Annotated in this window: 25 protein-coding genes and 1 tRNA gene; 18 read left to right on the forward strand and 8 right to left on the reverse strand. The window is 69.6% G+C overall.

Annotated elements, in window-relative coordinates; all coding sequences use genetic code 11:
* Position 1: 1 nt before the first annotated feature.
* Positions 2-829, forward strand: coding sequence for an ABC transporter permease (locus ACIO3S_RS22345; RefSeq protein ID WP_400467901.1), 828 nt, complete (start codon positions 2-4; stop codon positions 827-829).
* Positions 830-834: 5 nt separating this feature from the next.
* Positions 835-1,896 carry a fatty acid desaturase family protein gene (locus ACIO3S_RS22350; RefSeq protein WP_400467902.1) on the forward strand — a complete coding sequence of 354 codons (1,062 nt, stop codon included), beginning with the start codon at positions 835-837 and terminating at the stop codon, positions 1,894-1,896.
* Positions 1,897-1,910: 14 nt separating this feature from the next.
* On the opposite strand, the gene ACIO3S_RS22355 is transcribed toward ACIO3S_RS22350, so the two are convergent.
* The 3 genes from ACIO3S_RS22355 to ACIO3S_RS22365 form a co-directional block, all read right to left on the reverse strand.
* The gene (locus ACIO3S_RS22355; RefSeq protein ID WP_400467903.1) at positions 1,911-2,468 is read right to left on the reverse strand and encodes a hypothetical protein; all 558 of its coding nucleotides are present in this window, start codon (positions 2,466-2,468) and stop codon (positions 1,911-1,913) included.
* 45 nt (positions 2,469-2,513) lie between these two features.
* Positions 2,514-2,924: a hypothetical protein gene (locus tag ACIO3S_RS22360; RefSeq protein ID WP_400467904.1), complete on the reverse strand. Its 411-nt coding sequence runs from the start codon at positions 2,922-2,924 to the stop codon at positions 2,514-2,516.
* Positions 2,925-3,010: 86 nt separating this feature from the next.
* Positions 3,011-4,174 carry a beta-1,3-glucanase family protein gene (locus ACIO3S_RS22365; protein ID WP_400467905.1) on the reverse strand — a complete coding sequence of 388 codons (1,164 nt, stop codon included), beginning with the start codon at positions 4,172-4,174 and terminating at the stop codon, positions 3,011-3,013.
* Positions 4,175-4,358: 184 nt separating this feature from the next.
* Between ACIO3S_RS22365 and ACIO3S_RS22370 the strand changes: the two genes are divergently transcribed.
* From ACIO3S_RS22370 to ACIO3S_RS22430, 13 genes are all read left to right on the forward strand, one after another.
* Positions 4,359-5,054: an NAD-dependent deacylase gene (locus tag ACIO3S_RS22370; RefSeq protein ID WP_400467906.1), complete on the forward strand. Its 696-nt coding sequence runs from the start codon at positions 4,359-4,361 to the stop codon at positions 5,052-5,054.
* A gap of 31 nt (positions 5,055-5,085) precedes the next feature.
* Complete coding sequence (locus tag ACIO3S_RS22375; RefSeq protein WP_400467907.1) at positions 5,086-5,802, forward strand: hypothetical protein; 717 nt, start codon at positions 5,086-5,088, stop codon at positions 5,800-5,802.
* Between the two features lie 63 nt (positions 5,803-5,865).
* Entirely contained in the window at positions 5,866-7,062 is a 1,197-nt protein-coding gene (locus ACIO3S_RS22380) for a Fic family protein (protein ID WP_400467908.1), read from the forward strand.
* Positions 7,063-7,091: 29 nt separating this feature from the next.
* Positions 7,092-8,537, forward strand: a complete 1,446-nt coding sequence (locus tag ACIO3S_RS22385; RefSeq protein WP_400467909.1) for an MDR family MFS transporter — start codon at positions 7,092-7,094, stop codon at positions 8,535-8,537.
* Positions 8,538-8,596: 59 nt separating this feature from the next.
* The gene (locus ACIO3S_RS22390; protein WP_373292297.1) at positions 8,597-9,745 is read left to right on the forward strand and encodes an acyl-CoA dehydrogenase family protein; all 1,149 of its coding nucleotides are present in this window, start codon (positions 8,597-8,599) and stop codon (positions 9,743-9,745) included.
* Between the two features lie 172 nt (positions 9,746-9,917).
* Complete coding sequence (locus ACIO3S_RS22395) at positions 9,918-11,099, forward strand: M24 family metallopeptidase (RefSeq protein ID WP_400467910.1); 1,182 nt, start codon at positions 9,918-9,920, stop codon at positions 11,097-11,099.
* A 22-nt stretch (positions 11,100-11,121) separates the two neighbouring features.
* Positions 11,122-12,330, forward strand: a complete 1,209-nt coding sequence (locus ACIO3S_RS22400) for a PLP-dependent aminotransferase family protein (RefSeq protein ID WP_400467911.1) — start codon at positions 11,122-11,124, stop codon at positions 12,328-12,330.
* On the forward strand, positions 12,327-13,487 hold the full coding sequence (locus tag ACIO3S_RS22405; protein WP_400467912.1) for a M20 family metallopeptidase: 1,161 nt from the start codon (positions 12,327-12,329) through the stop codon (positions 13,485-13,487). The genes ACIO3S_RS22400 and ACIO3S_RS22405 overlap by 4 nt, the downstream gene beginning before the upstream one ends.
* 8 nt (positions 13,488-13,495) lie before the next feature.
* Positions 13,496-14,734 carry an amidohydrolase gene (locus tag ACIO3S_RS22410; RefSeq protein WP_400467913.1) on the forward strand — a complete coding sequence of 413 codons (1,239 nt, stop codon included), beginning with the start codon at positions 13,496-13,498 and terminating at the stop codon, positions 14,732-14,734.
* A 41-nt stretch (positions 14,735-14,775) separates the two neighbouring features.
* Complete coding sequence (locus ACIO3S_RS22415; protein ID WP_400467914.1) at positions 14,776-15,243, forward strand: hypothetical protein; 468 nt, start codon at positions 14,776-14,778, stop codon at positions 15,241-15,243.
* Entirely contained in the window at positions 15,227-15,961 is a 735-nt protein-coding gene (locus ACIO3S_RS22420; RefSeq protein ID WP_201451195.1) for a VIT family protein, read from the forward strand. Before ACIO3S_RS22415 ends, ACIO3S_RS22420 begins: the two co-directional genes overlap by 17 nt.
* Before the next feature lie 33 nt (positions 15,962-15,994).
* Positions 15,995-16,555 carry an RNA 2',3'-cyclic phosphodiesterase gene (gene thpR, locus ACIO3S_RS22425; protein ID WP_400467915.1) on the forward strand — a complete coding sequence of 187 codons (561 nt, stop codon included), beginning with the start codon at positions 15,995-15,997 and terminating at the stop codon, positions 16,553-16,555.
* Between the two features lie 86 nt (positions 16,556-16,641).
* Positions 16,642-17,175, forward strand: a complete 534-nt coding sequence (locus ACIO3S_RS22430) for a DoxX family protein (protein WP_400467916.1) — start codon at positions 16,642-16,644, stop codon at positions 17,173-17,175.
* Between the two features lie 92 nt (positions 17,176-17,267).
* Here the strand turns inward: ACIO3S_RS22430 and upp are convergent, their stop codons facing one another.
* Positions 17,268-17,909: a uracil phosphoribosyltransferase gene (gene upp, locus ACIO3S_RS22435; RefSeq protein WP_160026512.1), complete on the reverse strand. Its 642-nt coding sequence runs from the start codon at positions 17,907-17,909 to the stop codon at positions 17,268-17,270.
* A gap of 81 nt (positions 17,910-17,990) precedes the next feature.
* Between upp and ACIO3S_RS22440 the strand changes: the two genes are divergently transcribed.
* The 3 genes from ACIO3S_RS22440 (at position 17,991) to ACIO3S_RS22450 (ending at position 19,095) form a co-directional block, all read left to right on the forward strand.
* Positions 17,991-18,503 carry a tRNA adenosine deaminase-associated protein gene (locus ACIO3S_RS22440; RefSeq protein ID WP_160026513.1) on the forward strand — a complete coding sequence of 171 codons (513 nt, stop codon included), beginning with the start codon at positions 17,991-17,993 and terminating at the stop codon, positions 18,501-18,503.
* A 26-nt stretch (positions 18,504-18,529) separates the two neighbouring features.
* Positions 18,530-18,997: a nucleoside deaminase gene (locus ACIO3S_RS22445; RefSeq protein ID WP_160029375.1), complete on the forward strand. Its 468-nt coding sequence runs from the start codon at positions 18,530-18,532 to the stop codon at positions 18,995-18,997.
* Positions 18,998-19,007: 10 nt separating this feature from the next.
* Positions 19,008-19,095, forward strand: a tRNA-Ser gene (locus ACIO3S_RS22450).
* 46 nt (positions 19,096-19,141) lie between these two features.
* Here the strand turns inward: ACIO3S_RS22450 and ACIO3S_RS22455 are convergent.
* The 4 genes from ACIO3S_RS22455 to ACIO3S_RS22470 all read right to left on the reverse strand — a co-directional run bounded on the left by ACIO3S_RS22455 (position 19,142) and on the right by ACIO3S_RS22470 (position 21,652).
* Positions 19,142-19,999, reverse strand: a complete 858-nt coding sequence (locus tag ACIO3S_RS22455) for a fructosamine kinase family protein (protein ID WP_160026514.1) — start codon at positions 19,997-19,999, stop codon at positions 19,142-19,144.
* Positions 19,996-20,457, reverse strand: coding sequence for a low molecular weight protein-tyrosine-phosphatase (locus tag ACIO3S_RS22460; protein WP_400467917.1), 462 nt, complete (start codon positions 20,455-20,457; stop codon positions 19,996-19,998). The genes ACIO3S_RS22455 and ACIO3S_RS22460 overlap by 4 nt, the downstream gene beginning before the upstream one ends.
* 54 nt (positions 20,458-20,511) lie before the next feature.
* Positions 20,512-20,904, reverse strand: coding sequence for a phage holin family protein (locus ACIO3S_RS22465; protein ID WP_400467918.1), 393 nt, complete (start codon positions 20,902-20,904; stop codon positions 20,512-20,514).
* A 76-nt stretch (positions 20,905-20,980) separates the two neighbouring features.
* Entirely contained in the window at positions 20,981-21,652 is a 672-nt protein-coding gene (locus tag ACIO3S_RS22470) for a GntR family transcriptional regulator (protein ID WP_400467919.1), read from the reverse strand.
* Positions 21,653-21,763 lie beyond the last annotated feature (111 nt).

Genomic DNA, 21,763 nt, shown 5'->3' on the forward strand with positions numbered 1-21,763 from the left:
GATGACCACGATGACCGAAACCGTCCACGGATCACGCATCACGTGGGCGATGGTCGACACCTGGGTGGTGGCCAAGCGCCACCTCCTCCATCTCGTACGCCGCCCCGACGAGCTCCTTGGCACCCTGATGATCCCGGTGATGGCCGTGGCCATGTTCGGCTTCGTCTTCGGTGAGGCATTCGGGGTCGCGATGGACGTGCCGGGCGCGGAGTACCGCGAGTTCCTGCTCCCCGGCCTCTTCGCGCTCACCATGGCGTTCGGGATCGGCAACACCACGATCTCCGTCGCCGAGGACGTACGCGGCGGGGTGCTGGACCGGATGCGCTCCCTCCCGATGTCGCCGGTGGCGGTGCTGGCCGGGCGCGCCCTGGCGGACGTGATCCTGGCCGTGGTCGAGCTGTCGATCCTGCTGGCGCTCGGGACCCTGTTCGGCTGGCAGGCCCATCTCGGGATCGGTGGGGTGATCGCCGCGCTCGGGCTCCTGATCCTCCTCCGGATGGCCTTCTCCTGGGTCGGCATCCTGCTCGGCCTGCTGGTCAGCGGTCCCGAGGCGGCGATGAAGTACTTCGCCCTCGTCTTCCCGCTCGCCATGGTCGCCGACACGATCGTGCCGACCGATCTGATGCCGGGCTGGCTCGCCCTTCCCGCCGAGTGGAACCCGCTCTCCTCCACGGTCATCGCCACCCGCGAGCTGTTCGGCAACACGGCCGGCGCCGCCACGACCTGGGTCGGCGAGCACGCCCTGACCATGGCCGTCCTCTGGCCGGTCGCCATCATCGCGGTCTGCCTGCCGCTCGCCATGGCGCGGCTGCGCCGCCTGGGGCGGTGACCGCGATGACCACGCTCCCAAGCCAGGCACACCGTCAGGTCAACGCCTACACCGAGCTGATGAGTCGCGTCCGGCAGGAGGGTCTCCTGGAGCGTGAGCCGAGGGCGTACGCCCGGCGGGTTCTCCTCCTCGGCACCGGCTTCGCGCTCGCGCTGATCGCCCTGCTCGTCCTCGGGCAGACCTGGTGGCAGCTGCTGGTCGCGGCGGCCTTCGGGGTCCTGTTCACCCAGACGGCGTTCCTCTCCCACGACGGCGCCCACCGTCAGATCTTCGCCTCGGGCCCGAAGAACGAATGGGCCTCGCGCATCCTCGGCAACCTGGTCGTCGGACTGAGCTACGGCTGGTGGATGCGCAAGCACACGCGCCACCACGCCAACCCGAACAAGGTCGACGCGGACGAGGACATCCGCCCCTCGGTCCTGCTGTTCACCCCCGAGGACGTCGAGCGACGTACAGGTCTCAAGCGGTGGCTCACCGCCCGCCAGGGATGGCTGTTCTTCCCGCTGCTGACCCTCGAGGGCATCAACCTCCACGTCGGTGCCGTCCGCACCGTGATCGGCGACCGAGACCTCAAGCATCGGCGTACAGAGGCAGTTCTTCTGGCGCTGCGGCTGATCGGCTGGCCGGTGCTGGTCTGCTCGGTGCTGGGCCTCGGCCTCGGCGCCGCGTTCCTGGGCGTGCAGCTCGCGATCTTCGGCGTCTACATGGGCGCCAGCTTCGCCCCCAACCACAAGGGCATGCCGCTGGTCCCGCGCGACACCAGGATCGACTTCCTCTCCCGCCAGGTCCTGACCTCCCGCAACATCCGCGGCGGCCGCTGGGTCGACTGGCTCATGGGCGGCCTCAACCTGCAGATCGAGCACCACCTCTTCCCCAGCATGCCGAGCAGCAGCCTCCGACGCGCCCAGCCGCTGGTCCGTGCCTACTGCGCCGAGCACGGCGTCCCCTACACCGAAGCCGGCCTCCTGGAGTCGTACGCCATCGTCGTCGGCCATCTCAACCGCGTCGGCCTCGGCGACCGCGACCCCTTCGCCTGCCCGTTCGTCGTGGTCAACAGGACGGGCTGACCGGGCGGCGGAGCCTACGGGTCCGGATCGGCGAGCACCGCTGCCCGGACCCGCCCGTGATCGGAGTAGTCGGCATCGGCCTCCACGGTGCCCGCGCCGCCGAGCTCCCTCTCCCACTCCTGGGTGAGGGTCTCGGCCTCGCCCTCCTCGCGGGCTCGCCGGTCGAAGGTGACCCGGGTGACGTACCCGTCGTCGGACCAGACCAGCACCCCGTCGACCTCGGCCTCGAAGCGGTCGCCGTCGGGCAGCACCAGGTCGATCCGGTCGCTGTCGTAGTCGCGCATCCCCGGGAACTCCTCGTTGTCCTCGGGCAGGCTGGAGAGCTGGATCGGCTCGCGCAGGTCGAGCTCGATGGTGTCGGGGTCGCGGGTGACCTGGGCCCACACGACGAGCGTGGCGATGAAGAGCACCGGCACCGCGAGCACGCCGACGCCGGACCAGGCCAGCGGCTTCGGGTTGTTGCCCGACAGCCGTACCGCCCCGGCGGCCACGATCAGGATCACCCCGATCGCCACGATGAACAGCAGGACAGCCCCGACGACGATGATCAGAACCGCCCCACCCGCACCCATGGCCCCAGTATCGCGGCCGCACGGTGCTCCGCACGACCGAACGGCCTAGGAGACGGTCGCGACGACGCAGACGGCCAGGGTGGAGAAGTAGACGACCCCGGCGAACATGGCATGGAAGCTGACCCGGAGCGGCAGCCGGCCCTTGAACATCGAGCGGAGGGCGAGCTTGTAGGCGTTGACCGTCGAGAGGTGGCTACCGCCAGCACGCCGGGTACGCCACAGCAGCATGTTGTCGCCGAAGCCGTTGCCGATGGTGATGAGCAGGAGCGCGGCCCACGCCCAGAGGACCTGGTCGACCAGGACGTACGTCGTCCAGCAGGCGACGCCCAGGACGGAGAGCCCGACGTGGGTGAGCACCACCGGCGACCGGACGCGGCCATGCCGGAACCAGCCCGTCAGCAGCAGGACTCCGACCGCTGCCTGGACGAGCCACGCCACGAGGACGACGTACGACATGGTGCGACCGTACGGGCCCTCGTGGCGCGGTGGGCGAGTCGAGCCGGCGCTCCCCGATAGAGGGGATCTGCGCCCCGGGCCCGGCCTCAGAACGGAGTCAGCGTCACCGCCATCTCGGAGGCGTTGTCCTCGACGTACGACGCGAAGCCGCCGACGTCGTCGAAGGCGAACCCGTAGGCCTTCCCGTCGACCGTGTTGTCGTGCATCGCCTTGCAGTACGCATGGACCGGATCGCCCTGGTAGAAGCCGCCGGGGTCGCCGGTGGGCTGGTCGGCGGAGGCGAGCAGGGTGGTCCGGTTGAAGCCCGCGCCGAGCACGGCCGCGACCGGACCGGTGATCCCGTCGTTGGGAGCGGCCAGCGCGCCGTCGCAGAAGAGCACGTCCCGGGTCGAGGGCCGGCTGAACGCCTTGACCCCGCCGTCGAAGACGAACTGGTCGCCGCTGACCCGGCCGGTGAAGGTGGTGTTGTTGGCCCTCACGACGAGCGACTCGGAGGCGTACTTCGACCAGACCTGGTCGATGTAGGAGTCGAGGTACGTCGCGGAGAACCGCCCGGCGTCCAGCCCGTGCCCCGGCGCGATGATCCGGCGGTCGTCGACGACGAGGGAGCCGAAGTCGGGGGAGCCCGAGACCGCCGAGAAGATCTTCGCGCGACCGCCCTCGACGAGGGTGCCGGTGGTGGGGGACTCCTCGCCGGTCAGCGCGATCGAGAGCGGGACGCTGAACATGTCGACCATGGTCGTGTTGCAGTAGATCCGGCCGCTCTTGTACGTGAACTCGACGCAGTCGTGGAGCACGCCGTAGCTTGGGTCGGACTCGACCCACGCCGCCGGGTAGGCGAGCGCGTTGCCCTCGTTGACCTTGAACTTCAGCTTGTCGCCGAGCGAGAAGTAGATCCGTCCCGACATGTCGGCGGGGATCTGGGAGAGGGTGTCCCCGCTCCAGGAGAACGGGATCGCGTAGTCGGCGTACCCGTCGGCGCCGTTGTCGGCGAGCGAGACGGGCACGAGCGTGCCCTCCGGCGTGACCCGGGACTGCTCGCCCGTCGCCAGGTTGGTGCCGACGATGTAGAAGTGGATGGAGGCGTTGTCGTACGCGCCGGTCCGGTTGACGAAGCGGAGTTGGATCGTGGCCTGGGCTCCGATCCGTTGCGGGCGCATGGCCTGCGCGGCCTGCCAGCTCGTCCCGCCGAGAAGGGGGACGGCGAAGGCGGCAGAGGTGGCGGCGAGTACAGATCGTCTGGTCAGCATGGGACCTCCCGAGTGGGGAACTGTAGGAACCCGAATTACAGTAAGGGGCCTTTACAGTAAAAGTCCATACCCTCGTCGGCCGGCGTCGGCGCGGCCTCGGTTCGATCACAAATACCGATCGGGTGACCAAAACCGCGGTCAGGGGGCAGCGGATGTTTCGTCAACGTCGCTAGCCTGAATCCTTGTGAAAGTTGTCGTGCTCACCGGAGCCGGGATCTCCGCCGAGAGCGGTCTCGCGACCTTCCGGGATGCCGATGGGCTCTGGCAGGGTCACCACGTCGACAACGTGGCGACACCCGAGGCGTTCCATCGCGATCCCGCGACGGTCCATCGGTTCTACGACGACCGCCGCCGGGAGCTGCGTGCGGTGGTGCCCAACCCGGCCCATATCGCGCTGGCCAGGCTCGAGCAGGTCCTCGGCGACGAGCTGCTGGTGGTCACCCAGAACGTCGATGACCTGCACGAACGCGCCGGCTCTCGCAGGGTGGTGCACATGCACGGCGAGCTGCTCTCGGCCCTCTGCGACTCCTGCCAGGGCCGGTTCGCCTGGGACGACGACCTCGCCGACGCCCCAGCCTGCCCGGGCTGCGGCAACGACACCCTGAGGCCCGACGTGGTGTGGTTCGGCGAGATGCCCTACGACCTCGACCTGGTCGAGCGGGCCCTCGCCCAGGCCGATCTCTTCGTCGCGATCGGCACCAGTGGCGCGGTCTATCCGGCGGCCGGTTTCGTACGCATGGCGGCCCGCGCCGGCGCCAAGACCCTCGAGCTCAACCTGGACCCGTCCGAGACCTCGCACCTCTTCGACGACGCCCGTCACGGGCCCGCCGGCAAGCTGGTGCCCGAGTGGGTTGCCGACGTACAGGCCCTCGCGCGTTGACCCGTTCGTAATTTCTGTCACGATAGGCCGCGTGTTTCGCCATGCCGTGCTCACGACCGCCCTCATCGTCGCGCTGACCAGCGCTCTCGCCGGCTGTGGGGACGAGGAGGGATCGCTGTCCCAGGCACGTGACTACGTGAAGGAGCCCGGCAACCAGATCGCCGAGGACGCCCGCACCGCGATGCACGACATCAAGACCGTGCACGTCGAGGGTGACGTGCTCGACTCGGAGGGCACCAAGATCACCGTCGACCTCGACGTCTCCGCCGACGACGCCTGCGTCGGCAAGGTCAGCATCGGCGACGGCCAGATCTCGCTGCGCTCCATCGACGGCTCGGCCTGGTACCAGGGCGACAAGGAGTTCTGGAAGGCGATCGCGCCGGCCAAGGGCGAGGGCGAGCGCATCGCCAAGCGCGTCGGAAAGAAGTGGGTCGAGCTCGAGGGCGAGCTGGCCAGCCTGCGTGCCTTCTGCAGCATCGACAGCCTCACCGCCCAGATGGTCCCGGCCGAGGCCGAGGCCCAGGCGATCGGTCCGGCGATGGCCGCCGACGGCCCCGCCGTGCGTCTCGACGTCACCCACGGCGAGACCGAGAGCCGGACGTACGTCCTGGCCTCCGAGCCCCACCGGATCGTGAAGTGGACCCAGGGCAGCTCCGGCGAGCTCACCTTCTCCGACTTCGACAAGGAGTTCCAGGTCGAGGAGCCGGCCCCGGGCGAGGTCTTCGACCTCGCCGAGCTGGAGAAGTGAGAGCAGCACCGCCGTTATTCTCACTTTTCAGGGAAAAGTGAGAATAACGCGTACGCTCTTCTCATGACCGAGCATGGCGCGGCGTTGATTCCAGCGGCGGAGCGTGTCGTCGTGCCGTGGCGCCAGAGCGTCAAAGGCGGCACCATCGATGACCGTCGACTGGCAGAGGTGACGGTCAGCATCCCCGCGCGCATCTCCGGCGTCAGCCTGAGTGTCCCGCCCGGCGTCGCCGCCGAGTGCGATGAGGCGGTTCGAGCGATCGCCTCGCTGGACGCCACCCATGGCCCTCAGCTTCGCCCGCTGGCGACGATGCTCCTGCGCGCCGAGTCGATTGCGTCGTCGAAGATCGAGCACGAGATCGCCTCGGTCGAGGACTATGTCCGTGCTCTGCATGGCGCGAAGTCGAACTCGTCTGCGCTCTCGATGGTCCGTGCCACCGGCGCTCTGGACCGGCTCGTCTCCGGCCCGCTCGATCTCGAGACGCTCTTGGACGCGCATCGGCGACTGATGCGTGACGACCCCATCGATGGGCCGTACGCCGGGCGTTGGCGTGACATGCAGAACTGGATCGGGGGCAGTGACCACTCGCCTCGGGGCGCGATCTACGTGCCTCCGCCACCGGACCGTGTCCCCGGCCTGATGAAGGACCTGATCGACTTCGCGACCCGCGACGACATCGCGGTGATTCCGCAGGCCGCGATCGCGCACGCGCAGTTGGAGGCCATCCATCCGTTCACCGACGGCAACGGCCGCATCGGTCGAGCGCTTGCCGCGGCAGTCGTACGTCGTCGCGGCATCGCTCGCTCCGTGACCATCCCGGTCGCCTCCGCTCTGGCAGCTCGTCGCAGTGCCTACTTCCAGGCGTTGAACGACTTCCACGCGGGCGACACCGAGCCGATCATCAGCATCATCGCGACCGCGTCGACGGTCGCCGCTGAGGAGTCGATGGTGACGGCGTCCCGGCTGGCTGAGCTGCCGAACGACTGGCGTGAGCGGGTGAGGCCGAGCAGGGCCAGTGCGGCCGAGTCGCTGTTGGACAAGCTGGCGGAGGAGCCCGTGGTCACCACCGAGGACGTCGAGGACGATCTGGGCCTCTCCGTTGCGACGACACATCGGGTCATCGACCGCCTCCGTGGTGCAGGAATCATCCGCCCGCTCACCAGCCGCACCCGCAACCAGGTGTGGGGCGCGGGCGATATCCTCGATGAGCTCGCCGACCTGGACGTACGCATCGCGGCTCGCGTTCGGGCAAAGGAATGAACGGGCGGTCGTGAGGATTGCTAAGTAATGTGCCCACCTCGACGACCAGACCAACGCGCAGCTCGGTAGGACTTCGTAGCGAGCGCGGACCGATCCTGCTCGCCGTGATGGTGTCGCTCAGCCTGGTCGCGATCGACATGACGATCCTGGCGACGGCGGTGCCGAGCGTGGTCAAGGACCTCGGCGGCTTCGAGCAGTTCCCGTGGCTCTTCTCCATCTACGTGCTGGCCACCGCGGTGACGACGCCGCTCTATGCCAAGGTCGCCGACCGGCTCGGGCGCAAGCCGGTGATGATCGCCGGGATCGTGGCGTTCCTGGTCGGGTCGCTGCTCTGCGGTCTGGCGTGGTCGCTGACCGCGCTGATCGTCTTCCGGGCGATCCAGGGCATCGGTGCCGGAGCGATCCAGCCGATGGCGATGACGATCGTCTCCGACATCTACACGCTGGAGGAGCGCGCGGTCGCGACGTCGTACGTCGCCTCGGTCTGGGCCACCGCCGCCATCGTCGGGCCGACGCTCGGCGGCCTCTTCGCCGACTACCTCGACTGGCGGCTGATCTTCCTGATCAACCTGCCGGTCGGGGCGGTCGCGCTGTGGCTGCTGCGGCACTTCCGTGAGGACCGTCCGGCTGCCGTCGACGGTCAGGCCATCGACTGGGCCGGCGCTGGACTGCTGACGGTCGGCGGCATCGCGCTGCTGCTCGGTCTGCTCGAGGGCGGGCACGCCTGGGCCTGGGCCTCCTGGCCGTCCTACCTGATCTTCGCGGTCGGCGTCGCGGCCCTCGTGGCCTTCGGGTTCGTCGAGCGCCGTGCCGCCGACCCGGTCCTGCCGCCCTGGGTCCTCAGCCACCGCGTCCTCGCGCCGGCCAACGCCGCCAGCCTGATCGTCGGCGTGGTGATGCTCGGGCTGACGACGTACGTCCCGCTCTATGCCCAGAGCGTGCTCGGTCACTCCGCGCTGGTGGCCGGGTTCGCGCTCGCCGGGATGAGCATCGGCTGGCCGATCGCCGCCGCCACGGCCGGCCGGATCTACCTGTCTCGGGGCTTTCGGACTGCCGTCGGGCTCGGTGCGCTGCTGGTCATTGTCGGCGGACTGGTGCTGGTCACGGTCGGCGAGAACTCGTCGATCTGGCACCTGGCGGTCCCGTGCTTCGTGCTCGGCCTCGGCTTCGGCTGGTCGGTCAACCCGGGCGTCGTCGCGGCCGGCTCGGCGGTCGACTGGGAGGTGCGCGGGGTGGCGACCGGGTCCAACATGTTCGCCCGCTCGGTCGGCTCGGCGCTGGGCGTCGCGCTCTTCGGGGCGGTCGCCAACGGCCTGGTCAGGCGTGAGTACGCCAGGGGAGAGGTGCCCCCGCTCGAGGCCCTGCCTGCTGATGTCCTCGCGCCGGCGCTGCACGTCGTCTTCGTCGTCGGCCTGGTCGTCTCGGTTCCGCTGCTGGTGGTGGCCTGGCGTACGCCGGTCCGGATCACCAGATGAATCTGCCGTTTTGAAACGGCGGTTACCACCGAGTAACCAGTGCGCGTAGACTCCGATGCATGCTGAAGCGCGACCACTATGAGGAAGACCACGAGGACTTCCGAGCCTCCGTCCAGCAGTGGCTGGAGCGTTCGGTCAAGCCCCACACCGACAAGCACATCGCCGACAAGGCGCTGCCCCGCGAGTTCTGGCTGGAGGCTGGCGAGAACGGCTTCCTCGGTCTCGCGATCCCGGAGGAGTACGGCGGCGCCGGCGCCGACGACTTCCGCTTCAACGCGGTCCTCGCCGAGGAGCTCGCCAAGATCGGCGCGGCCTACCCGACCTGCGTCGGCATCCACTCCGACATCACCGCGCCCTACCTGGTCCGCCTCGGCACCGAGGAGCAGAAGCAGCGCTGGCTCCCGGGCGTCGCCTCCGGTGAGATCCTGCTCGCCATCGGCATGACCGAGCCGTCCGGCGGCTCCGACCTCGCCGCGCTGAAGACCACCGCGGTCCGTGACGGCGACGAGTGGGTCATCAACGGCTCCAAGACCTTCATCACCAACGGCTACTCCTGCGACCTGGTCATCACCGCGGTCCGCACCGACCCGGAGAAGGGCGCCAAGGGCATCACCCTCTTCGCGATCGAGGCGACCAAGGAGGGCTTCTCGCGCGGCCGCAAGCTCGACAAGGTCGGGATGGAGGAGTCCGACACCGCCGAGCTCTTCTTCGAGAACGTACGCGTCACCGACGCCGAGATCATCGGCGAGCTCAACCGCGGCTTCATCCACATGATGGAGGAGCTCCCGCAGGAGCGCGTCTCGTGCGCCGTCGCCAACGTGGCGCAGGCCAAGCAGATCCTGCTCGAGACCGTGCAGTACGCCAAGGACCGCAAGGCCTTCGGCCAGTCCATCGGTGCCTTCCAGCACAACAAGTTCCTCCTCGCCGAGCTGGTCACCCAGATCGAGGTCGCCGAGGCGTACGTCGACAAGTGCGTCGCCGCGCACGCCCGCGGTGAGCTCACCCCGGTCGAGGCGTCCAAGGCCAAGTGGTGGTCCTCGCAGGCGCAGTCCGAGGTCCTCGACCACTGCGTCCAGATCCACGGCGGCTACGGCTTCATGAACGAGTACCGCGTCGCTCGCGCCTGGCGCGACGCCCGCGTCACCAAGATCTGGGCCGGTTCCAACGAGATCATGAAGGAGCTCATCGGCCGCGACCTCGGCTTCTGAGTTCTCTCTGCTCGTACGTCTCTGACGGGCGTCCGCCTCCGGGCGGGCGCCCGTCGGCGTATTTCCCGGTGTTTCGGCGCCGCTACGACCGTTCGAAATCTTCGGGTTGTCTATTGTCAACAATCAGAGCGCTCCGTCACGATGATCGAGTGGCGGGAACGGTGTTGGTGTGGTGAGCGTCTTCGGCCCCGAGGAGTTCACGGAGCGGCTGGGCAGGGTCCAGCAGCGGATGGCGGAGCGGGGCTGGGCAGCGCTGGTGGTCGCGGACCCGGCGAACCTCTACTACCTGACCGGCTACAACGCCTGGTCGTTCTACGTGCCGCAGTGTGCGGTGGTGCCGGCTCGTGGTGAGCCACATCTGTTCCTGCGGGCGATGGACGCGCACGGTGCCCGGCACACGGCGGTGCTGCCGGAGGAGCGGATCCACGCCTATCCGGAGGAGCTGGTCCACCGGCCCGACGTCCATCCCTACGACCACATCGCCGCACGGGCGCGGGAGCTAAATCTATTTGTCGACAGTCCCGATGCGGTCGTCGCCATGGAGCTCGACGCCCACTATCTGCCGGTGCGCGGCTTCCTGGCCGTGCAGCGGGCCCTGCCGCGCACGCCGATCGTCGACAGCGAGGAGCTGGTCAACTGGGTGCGCCTGGTGAAGTCGCCGGCCGAGCAGGACGAGATGCGAGCCGCGGGCGTGGTCGCTGAGCGGGCGATGACGGCGGCCCTCGCGGGGGTGCGGTCGGGGCGGCGCGAGTGCGACGTCGTGGCCGACATCCAGGCGGCGCAGACGGTCAGCGTCGGCGGAGTCGGCGGTGACTACCCAGCCCTGGTGCCACTGCTGCCGACCGGCGTCAGCGCCGACACACCCCACCTGACCTGGACCGACAGGGTCCTGCGGCGAGGTGAGGCGACCACGATCGAGCTCGCCGGCGTACGCAACCGCTACCACGCCCCGCTCGCCCGGACCGTCTGCCTCGGGCCACCGTCGGCCAAGCTCCTCGACTGCGCCACTGCGACCGCCGAGGGCATGGAGGCCGCGCTCGGCTCGATGCAACCGGGGGCGGCCGGTGCCGACGTACATGCCGCCTTCACCCGGGTGATCGCCGCCCACGGGCTCAGCAAGGACTCCCGGATCGGGTACTCGATCGGCATCGGGTACCCGCCCGACTGGGGCGAGCGGACGGTCAGCCTCCGGGCCGGTGAGGAGACGGTTCTCGAGCCCGGGATGGCCTTCCATGTGATCCTCGGGATGTGGATGGACGGCTGGGCCTATGAGCTCTCCGAGTCGGTCCTGGTCACCGAGCACCTGCCCGAGCCGCTGACCTCGATGCCGCGTCAGCTGATCGTCAACGAGTAGTCCACCAAGGAGAGAATGTCGAATGTCGACAATCCGCACGGACATCCGGCTGCCGCTGGCAGCGCGCAGCGAGCACCTCGTGGGTTCGGTGATCGACTCCAGTACGTCGCTGCTGGCCGAGCAGACCCACGACATCGTCCGCCTCGCCATGGGCAGCCCGGCCCAGGACGCCATCCCGGCCGCCGCGCTGGCCGCGGTCCCACTGGAGCCGCACGCCTTCGACTACGCCGCCACGGAAGGTGATCCGGCGTTGCGCGAGGCGCTGCTGGCCCAGCTGGCCGGCACCAGCGACGAGACCACCTCCGACCGGCTCACCATCACCTCCGGTGGGATGCAGGGTCTCGATCTCGTCCACAAGCTCTTCACCGACCCCGGCGACCTGGTCGTCGTCGAGGCGCCGACCTACACCAACGGCAGCGCGACCGCGCTCTCGTACTCGGCCGACCTCCTCGAGGTCCCGGTCGACGAGGAGGGCCTCGACGTCGAGCGGCTGGAGGCAGCGGTACGCCGCACCGGCCGCCGCCCGAAGTCGATCTACGCCATCCCGACCTTCCAGAACCCGTCGGGGGCGACCCTGTCGCTGGAGCGCCGGATCCGGCTCATCGAGCTCGCCCGCGAGTGGGGCTCGATGCTCATCGACGACGACCCCTACGGGCTGCTGCGGTTCGCAGGCGACCCGCTGCCGACGCTGCACGAGCTGGCCGAAGGTGACCCGCTGGTCTTCTCGGTGCGCACCTTCTCCAAGACCGTCGCGCCGGGGCTTCGGGTCGGCTGGGTCGACGCCGACCCATCGCTGGGGCAGCTGCTGATCAACGCCAAGCAGGCGATGGACACGTGCACCAACCTGCCGGCGCAGCGTCAGCTCGCCGGATTCCTCGACTCGGGCGGGTTCGACGCCCACGTGGCCGATCAGCGGATTGTCTACAAGGAACGGAAAGAGGCGATGCGCGCCGCGCTGGCCGAGTACTTCGAGGGCCGAGCCACCTGGACCGACCCCGACGGCGGCTTCTTCCTCTGGGTCACCTTCGACCCGCCGGTCGACACCACCGCACTGTTCGAGGTCGCCCTCGCGGAGGGCGTCGCGCTGATCCCGGGCAACGCGTTCTCGCCCGGCGGGCTCTTCCCGCACTCGATGCGCCTCTGCTTCGCCTCCACGCCACCCGAGCGGATCGCCGAGGGCATCGCCCGGCTCCGGCGAGCGGTCGACCGTCTCGTCCGGGAGGGCCGGTGACCTCAGTCGATGCCGACGAGGTCGTCGCGCTCGCCCAGCGGCTGGTGCGCGCCCGCGGTCAGAACCCACCGGGGGAGGAGGCCGCGACGGTCGCGGTGCTCGCCGAGGAGTGCCGCCGGCGCGGGTTCGCGGTGGCCCTCGACGAGGTCGCGCCCGGGCGCGCGAACCTGATCGCGCGGGTCGGCGGCGGTCCCGGGCCGGGCCTGCTGATCGTGAGCCACTCCGACGTGGTGCCGCCCGGCGACGGCTGGAGCGGTGACCCGTTCTCCGGTGACGTACGCGGCGGGCGGCTGCACGGGCGAGGCAGCGCGGACACCAAGGGCGGTCTGGCGGCGGCGATCGTCGCATTGTCCACAGTCGACAACACCGCCGACCAGCCACCGATCACCCTCGCCGTGCTCGTCGACGAGGAAGAGCTCGGCCTCGGTATCCGCCACTTCGTCCGCGGATTGTCGACAAATCATCACATCGCCTGTCTGGTCGTCGAGCCGACCAGCCTGCAGCCGGTGATCGCGGCCCGCGGCGACGCCTACCTCGAGATCGACCTCACCGGCCGAGCCGCCCACTCCGGCAACCCGTCCGACGGCCGCAACGCGATCCACGGCATGGCCCAGGTGATCGCCGAGATCGAGCGCTGGCACGACGAGCTGGCCGCGCGCCCACACCCGCTGTGCGGCCCGGCGACCTGGAGCGTCGGCACCATCGAGGGCGGCCAGGCGACCTCGACCGTCGCCGCACACTGCCGGATCACCGCGGACCGCCGCCTGCTCCCGGGCGAGTCCGCGAGCGGCGTACGGAAGGACGTCGAGAGCCGCCTGGCCGCCCTCGACCTCGCCGGACGCGGCCTCGCCGTCGACGTCCGGATGACCATGGACATGCCCGGTTTCGAGACCCCGGTCGATGATCCGATTGTCGACAACGTCGCCGCCGCGCTGGCCGCAGCCGGAGCACCCGCAGCTGCCCCGACCGGCTGGACCGCCGCCTGCGACGGCGGCTTCGTCGCGAGCGCGGGCATCCCGGTCGTCGTGCTCGGCCCCGGCTCCGTCGCCGAGCAGGCCCACCGACCCGACGAGAGCGTCGCGGTCACGGAGCTGGTGACCGCCGCGAAGACCTACGCCTCCCTCTTCCAGCACGTCGTCCGTCCGCGCCCGGCATGATGACAGCCATGACTCAGCGTTCCTCTGTCGCCATCACCCATGCGTACGTGGTCCCGGTCTCGGCGGAGCCGATCGAGAACGGCACCGTCGTGATCGAGGACGGCGTGGTCACCGCCGTCGGAGCGGACGTCGCCATCCCCGACGGCATCGAGATCATCGACGCGGACGGGAAGTGGCTGCTCCCGGGGTTCGTCGAGGGGCACGGCCACATCGGCACCCATGAGCAGGGCGAGGGCTGGGCCGGGGACGACACCAACGAGATGACCGACCCCGACGGCGCGGGCCTGCGGGCGATCGACGCCATCAACATCGAGGACGAGGGCTTCCGCGACGCCCTCGCGGGCGGGGTGACCACGGCGGTGATCAAGCCCGGGTCCGGCAACCCGATCGGCGGCCAGACGGTCGCGATCAAGACCTGGGGCGGGCGGACCATCGACGAGCAGGTGGTTTCCGACTCGGTCTCGGTCAAGAGCGCCCTCGGCGAGAACCCCAAGCGCGTCTACGGCGATCAGAACAAGACTCCCTCGACCCGCCTCGGTGTCGCCAACATCATCCGGAAGGCCTTCGTCGAGGCCCAGAACTACGCCGCCAAGAGGGCGGCCGCCGAGGAGAAGGGTGAGCCCTTCGATCGCGACCTCGGCAAGGAGACCCTCGCGCGCGTCCTCGCCGGTGAGCTCGCCTGGGACCAGCACACCCACCGCGCCGACGACATCGCCACTGCCATCAGGCTCAGCGAGGAGTTCGGCTACCGCCTCGTGGTCAACCACGGCACCGAGGGCCACCTGCTCGCCGACGTGCTCGCCGAGAAGGACATCCCGGTCATCTACGGCCCGATGTTCGTGAGCCGCTCGAAGGTGGAGGTACGCAACCGGGCCAACCGCAACATCGCCGCGATGGCCGCCGCGGGCGTGCGGGTCGCGATCACCACGGACCACCCGGTGATCCCGATCAACTTCCTGGTCCACCAGGCCTCCTTCGCCGTACGTGACGGCCTGCCGCGCGACACGGCCCTGGCCGCGATCACCACGAACCCGGCGAGCTTCCTCGGTCTCGATGACCGCGTCGGCGCGATCGCGCCCGGCCTCGACGGCGACGTGGTCATCTGGTCCGGAGACCCGCTCGACACCGACCACCGCGCCGAGCACGTCTTCATCACCGGGACCGAGGTCTACACCTGGGACGGCGAAGCTGACGCGGGGCGCGGAGCCGGGCGTACGCGAGAGCGTGTGACGCGGTTCGGGATCTGATCGTGCGCAACGAACCCCGAACCGCTGACGTACCCATGGGTATGACCCCCACCGAGATCAGCACCGACAAGAGCAAGCGCAAGATCCGCCCCGCGGCGTACCTGCTGCCCGTTCTGGCGCTGACGCTGGCACCGACGATGGCGGGATGTGGCTCCGAGGCGACCGACCCAGGCGCTAACGTGTCTGACGTGCCCACATCGTCCAGCCCGACGCCCGCCGAGGACCCGAAGGTCGCAGCCGCGATCGCCGACCTGGCCAAGCGTCAGGGGGTGAAGAGCGAGGAGATCACCGTCGTCTCCCACGACGAGGTGACCTGGCGCGACGGCAGCCTCGGCTGCCCCGAGCCCGGGAAGATGTACACGATGGTGCTGACCGACGGCGTACGCGTGGTGCTCGAGGCCGGGGGCAAGACCTACGAGTACCACGGCGGCGAGAGCGGCCCGGTCCGTTTCTGCGAGAACCCACAGGAGCCCGTCCCCAGCGAGGCGAGCAGTGACGCTCCCCAGTGAGGGTGCCCACGCGGGCCACGGGGACGCCGAGGAGCGGGCCGAGGGCCTGAAGAATCGTCTCAACTGGCTGCGCGCGGGCGTCCTCGGCGCCAACGACGGCATCGTCTCCACCGCCGGTGTGGTGATGGGTGTCGCCGGCGCGACCACCGACGACGCCTCGATCCTCATCGCCGGTGTAGCCGCTCTGGTGGCGGGCGCGATCAGCATGGCGGCGGGGGAGTACGTCTCCGTCTCGACCCAGCGCGACACCGAGAAGTCGCTGATCGCCAAGGAGCGTCGCGAGCTGCGGGACATGCCTGAGGAGGAGCTGCGCGAGCTGGAGGGGTTCCTGCGCGAGCGGGGGCTGGAGCCCGAGACCGCGGCCGAGGTCGCCGAGCAGCTCACGGATCGCGACGCATTGCGCGCTCACGCCGTCCTCGAGCTCGGTATCGACGTGGACGATCTCACCTCGCCGTGGTCCGCAGCCTGGGCGTCGATGCTGTCGTTCACCCTCGGTGCGTTGCTGCCTCTGCTGTCGATCATGCTCCTCCCGGACAGCGCCCGCATCTGGGGAACCGTCCTCACGGTCACCGGCGCGCTTGCCGTCACCGGCTGGACCAGCGCGCGCCTCGGCTACGCGCCACCTTTCCGGGCGGCCCTGCGCAACGTCGCCGGCGGCCTGCTCGCGATGCTGGTCACCTATCTCGTCGGCGATCTCCTCGGCACACAACTCAGGTGACCAGGCCCCTGCCGCCGGGCACAATGGACATCGATGAATCGAATGTTCGTGGCGGTGATCCCGCCGGAGTCGGTGATCGAGGATCTCGACGAGTTCTTGTCCGTACGCCGCGACGCGGCCGCCTTCCGCTGGTCGGCGCCCGACCAGCTCCACCTGACGCTCGCCTTCGCCGAGCACGTCCCCGACAGGTCCCTCGATGACGCGATCGAGCGGCTGGAGACGGCCGCGGGGCGGCGTACGCCCTTCGAGCTGACCGTCACCGGAGGCGGCGCCTTCCCCAACGTGGCCGAGGGCAAGGTCCTCTACGCGGGTGTCGAGACCGATGCCGCCGAGGAGTTCGACCGGACCGCCGCCGGGGCGAAGAACGCCCTGGTCAAGGCCGGGGCCGAGGTCGACGGCGGCCGGTTCCGGCCCCACCTGACGGTCGCCCGGACGGGCACGCCGGTCGAGCTCAGCAACTGGGTGCGGCTGCTCGATGCGTACCGGGGCCCGACCTGGACCGTCTCGTCGTTCGCGCTGGTGCACTCACGACTCGGCGAGGGGCCGAGGAAGCGTCCGGTCCACGAGGTCATAACAGAGTTTCCCTTCGGCTGAGAGGAAGCCCCGGGCGGTACCGGTCGGGGCGCCACATCGCTACCGTGTGCGGCCTGTTTCTGACCTGACCCAGAGGAGAACCGGACATGAGTCGTCGAGTGGGGCGCAACGCCTACACCGGACTTTTCAACGACGTCGTGCTGCTTGCCGCCCGTGTGGTGGTCGGTGGGATCTTCGTCGCGCACGGCTGGCAGAAGTACGACCAGGGCTTCGCCGGCACCGAGCAGTTCCTGGGCGGCCTCGGGGTCCCGGAGCCCGCGATCGCCGCTCAGGTGGCGACCTACGTCGAGCTCGTCGGCGGCGCCCTGCTCGCGATCGGCCTCTTCGCCCCGATCGTGGGCGTGCTGCTGGCGGGTCAGATGGCCGGAGCGATCTGGTACGCCCACCGCACCACCGAGGTCTTCGTCGACCAGGGCGGCTGGGAGCTCCCCGCCGCGCTCGGTGCCGCCGCCCTCGTGCTCGGCCTCGTCGCCCCCGGCCGGATCACACTCGACCAGCTCCTCACCTGGCCGTTCAAGGCCGTCGCCGCCAAGCGCAGGGCCCGTGCCGCCGAGGTGGCCGATGCCGAGATCGCCGAGGCACAGCCGTACGTCGAGGAGAAGGTGACCATCAAGGCCTGACGGCGCCCCTGTAACACGTCGTTCGTAGGACTACTCGCCCGTTCAGATAGGGCGAGAAGTCCTGCGAACAGCGTGTTACACGTCCGACGACGTCAGCCCGCGACGCCGTAGAGCCGGTCGCCGGCGTCACCGAGGCCCGGGACGATGTAGCCCTTCTCGTTGAGCTTCTCGTCCATCGCGGCGGTGACGACGCGGACGGGGGCGTCGACGCCCTCGAGCTCCTTCTCCAGGGCGGCGACGCCCTCCGGAGCGGCGAGAAGCACGACGGCGGTGATGTCATCGGCGCCGCGCTTGACCAGGAAGTCGATCGCCGCGGCGAGGGTGCCACCGGTGGCGAGCATCGGGTCGACCACGTAGCACTGGCGACCGGAGAGGTCGGCGGGGAGACGCTCGGCGTACGTCGTCGCCTCGAGCGTCTCCTCGTTGCGGACCATGCCGAGGAAGCCGACCTCCGCCGTCGGCAGCAGCCGGATCATCCCGTCGAGCATCCCGAGACCGGCCCGGAGGATGGGAACGATCAGCGGCTGCGGGTCGGTGAGGCGTACGCCCTGGGTCGCAGCGACCGGGGTGACGATGTCGACCGGGGCGACCCGCACCCCGCGGGTCGCCTCGTAGGCGAGCAGCGTGACGAGCTCGTCGGCGAGACGACGGAACGTCGACGAGTCGGTCTCTTTGTTGCGCAGGGTGGTGAGCTTGTGGGCGACGAGAGGGTGGTCCACAACGAGGGTCTCCATGGGCTGAACCCTACGATCGCTTCGTCCTAAGGTCATCAATTCCCCCTAGACCCACGGCGGTTTCGGTGTCACTCTGGTCGTGTGTCTGATCAGCTGGAGCAGATCGAGGGTGTTGACTTCGCCGTCGCGATGTATCGCGAGGACGGCGCCTGGGTCGTGCGCGAACTCGCTCACGACCTCCTGACCGATGTCGAGACTCTGACGCACGCGCTCCACCGCTTCCCAGGCGATGGCGGCGCGATCGCGATGGCGGCGATCGACGAGGACTTCTTCGTGATCGTCCGGGTCCACGGTGCAGCGACCAAGGTGCTGCTCTCCGATGTGACCGCGGCCGACGAGTGGGAGCTGGCGGCGTCGGCTCTCGACGTGCTCGGGCTTCCGCTGCCGGAAGAGGTCGAGGACGAGGAGGAGCCCGATCCCGCCGGTGACCTCGGCATCCTCGCCGACTTCGGGATGAGCGCCGTCGAGATGGGCATGCTGCTCGACGACATGTTCGAGGACGACCTCTACCCCGACGAGACGCTCTCCGAGATCGCCCGGGCGATCGGCTGCGGCGAGGCCTTCGACGACGCCGTCGGGCTCATGCCGGCGTGACCCCAGCCAACCGCTGGGAGGCCCCGATGCGGGCCGCTCTCGATGAGGGTCGTGCTGCGCTGGCGACCGGTGACGTACCGATCGGCGCGGTCGTCGTCGACCCGTCCGGTGCGGTGATCGGGAGGGGCCGCAACATACGCGAGGCCGAGGCCGACCCCACCGGACATGCCGAGGTGGTCGCGCTGCGCGAGGCCGCCAAGGCGCGCGGAGAGTGGCGCCTGGAGGGCTGCACGCTCGTGGTGACGCTGGAGCCGTGCACGATGTGCGCCGGCGCCGCGGTCCTGGCCAGGGTCGAGCGGATCGTCTTCGGCGCCTTCGACGACAAGGCCGGCGCGGTCGGCTCGCTGTGGGACGTCGTACGCGACCGCCGGCTCAACCACCGGCCGGAGGTCGTCGCCGGGCTGATGGCCGAGGAACAGCGCGCGCTGCTGGAGGACTTCTTCGGATCCCAGCGAGGCGGCCCCGATTTCGGCGAAGACCACCCGAGGTTGTAACTTATTCGGCGGTGACGTGTCCGAGCGGCCGATGGTGCAACACTCGAAATGTTGTGTAGGGAGACCTACCGTGGGTTCAAATCCCACCGTCACCGCCATCCGAAAACCCCTGGGTAACCAGGGGTTTTCTGGTTTCCCAGGGAATCAGAGGTAGCGAGCCGCCACGGTGGCGGCGCGGGCGCCGTAGCCACCGCCGAACATGGCGGCGTGCACGAGCAGCGGGAACAGCTGGTGGAGGCCCTGGCGGTCCTCCCAGCCCTCGGCGAGCGGGGTCGCGTCCTCGTAGGCGGACATCATCCGCTCCAGGTGGGGCAGGCCGAAGAGCGCGAGCATGGCGAGGTCGACCTCACGGTGACCGGCGTACGCTGCGGGGTCGATGAGCCAGGCCTCGCTGCTCCGGTCCCAGAGCACGTTGCCGTTCCAGAGATCGCCGTGGAGCAGGGCCGGCGGCTCCTCCGGGATCAGCGAGGGCAGCTTCCCGACGACCTGCTCGACGCGCTCGGCGCCGGCGGCGTCGATGGCGCCACGGTCGCGCGCGGCCCTGAGATAGGGGAGCAGGCGGCGTACGGCATAGAACTCGGCCCAGGTGTCCGCGGGCTTGTTGGGCATCGGCAGCCGGCCGATGAACCCGTCCCTGTCGGCCCCGAAACCCGACACCGGGGTGCTGTGCAGGCGCGCGAGCGCGCGGCCGAGCTCCTCGGCCGTCTCGGCGTTGGGTCGGCCGGGCTCGATCCAGCGCAGGACGAGGCAGTCGGGCTCGGCGGCGAGGACCTCAGGGACCTTCACGGCCCCCGACTCCTCCAGCCAGCGCAGCCCGCGGGCCTCGGCGGCGACGAAGTCGTCACGTGGCGGGGAGAGAGCCTTCATCAGCACCAGCGAGCCGTCACTGAGCCGGATCTTGGTGGCGGTCGAGATGTCACCGCCCGCGACCGGAGATGTGCTCACCACCGCCGCCCCGAGCAGCTGCTCGGCGCGACGGGCGACCGCGGGCTGACGGGTCACGAACCGGGCCTCGCCGAGGCGACGGATGCAACGATCGCATCACTCGTACGCTCCACCATCGCCAGCACCTCCCGGAACCCCTCGGCACCACCGTAATAGGGATCGGGCACGTCGCCGGGGCCTTCGGGATCGAAATCACGGAACATCCGCAGCCCGCTCTCCGGTGCCTGACCAGCCAGATCGGCCAGATTGTCGGCATCCATCGCGAGCACGAGGTCGTACGTCTCGGGGTCCCCGACCGGCCACTGCTGGGCCCGGTGACGCTCGGGGTCGTAGCCCGCCTCGAGCAGCGTCGCAGCCGCCCGACGGTCCATCTTCTCGCCCGCGTGCCAGCCGCCGGTGCCGGCGGAGACGAGCTCGACGTCATCGAGCCCGGCACCGTCGAGACGGTCCCGCAGCACCACCTCCGCCATCGGAGAACGGCAGATGTTGCCCAGGCAGACGACCGCGATCTTCATGGCCCGAGTTTTACATTTCCGCCAAGAACGCGTGGCGGATGTGGAATCTGGGCCTCACTCGTCGCTCTCCGGCCAGACGCGGTCGACGCCCCAGCCGACGATCGAGATGATGATGCCACCGAGGACCGCCGCCCAGAACCCGTCGACGTGGAAACCCACCCCGGTCGGGCCCAGGACCCACGCGGTCAGGCCGAGCATCGCCGCGTTGATCACCAGCAGGAGCAGGCCCAGGGTGAGCAGGATGAACGGGAACGTGAAGAACGTCACGATCGGCTTGACGAACGACGACACGAGACCGAGCACGAGAGCGACGATCAGCAGCGGGAGCAGCTTCTGCTTGACCTCCTCCATGCCGCTGGTCGGTCCGTCGAAGTAGATCCCGCCGACGAGCCAGGTCGCCACGGCCAGAGCGACGGCGTTGGTGATGAGCCAGGTCACGATGCGCATGTTCGTGAGTGTGTCAGGCTCCGCTGGACGTACGTAAGGGGCGCGCGCGAGGTGTGGCGACTGTGTTACCCCGGGGTCACTGCTCCAGGCGGAGCGCCTTGCAGATGGCGTGGGCGGCGTCGGAGAGGTGCTTCTCCAGGAACTGCTCGGCGCCGTCGATGCGGTCCGCGTCGAGGAGGCGGACGAGGGCGGCGTGGTCCTCGGCCTGGTCGTGGGCGTTGCGGCGGATGCGGTCGACCTGGGCGAGCGAGAGCTTGAGCTCGAGCACCAGATGCTTCTGCATCGCGACCAGCCGCGGTGACCCGGTGAGAGCCACCAGCGAGAGATGGAAGGCGAGGTGGCGCTCATTGAGCTCGCGGTAGGTCGCGCGCTCCGAGTGAACCGCCGAGATGTACGCATCGAGCGACTCGTGCACCGCCCGGCGCGCCTCGGCGGAGGCGCTCCGCCAGTTACGTACGCCGGCCCCTTCGAGCACCCAGCGGGCGGCGCAGACGTCACGTACCGAGGCGGCCTCGGGGGTGGCGACGGCGACCCCCTTGTTGGGTGCGCGGGTGGCCAGGCCCTCGGCGACCAGGATGGTCAGCGCCTCACGGACCGTGGAACGGCCGACTCCCAGCGACTCGGCGAGACCGTGCTCGCGCAGCGGAGTGCCCGACTCGAGCTCGCCCTCGAACACCGCCCGGCGGAGCTCGTCGGCGACGCGGTCGACCGTCGATGCGGGTTCGTCCAGGGTGAGCGACTCGAACATGGACCCATTGTCCTATCTGCGTCGGCTTCCGGTGATGACCGTTCGTGCTCTAACCTAACGGCACAGGATTGTCTGACAATCAGTCAATCAGGCAATCCGACGATCAGACCT

Origin of the sequence: Nocardioides sp. NPDC087217, assembly GCF_044744805.1 — a bacterium.
GTDB lineage: Bacteria > Actinomycetota > Actinomycetes > Propionibacteriales > Nocardioidaceae > Nocardioides.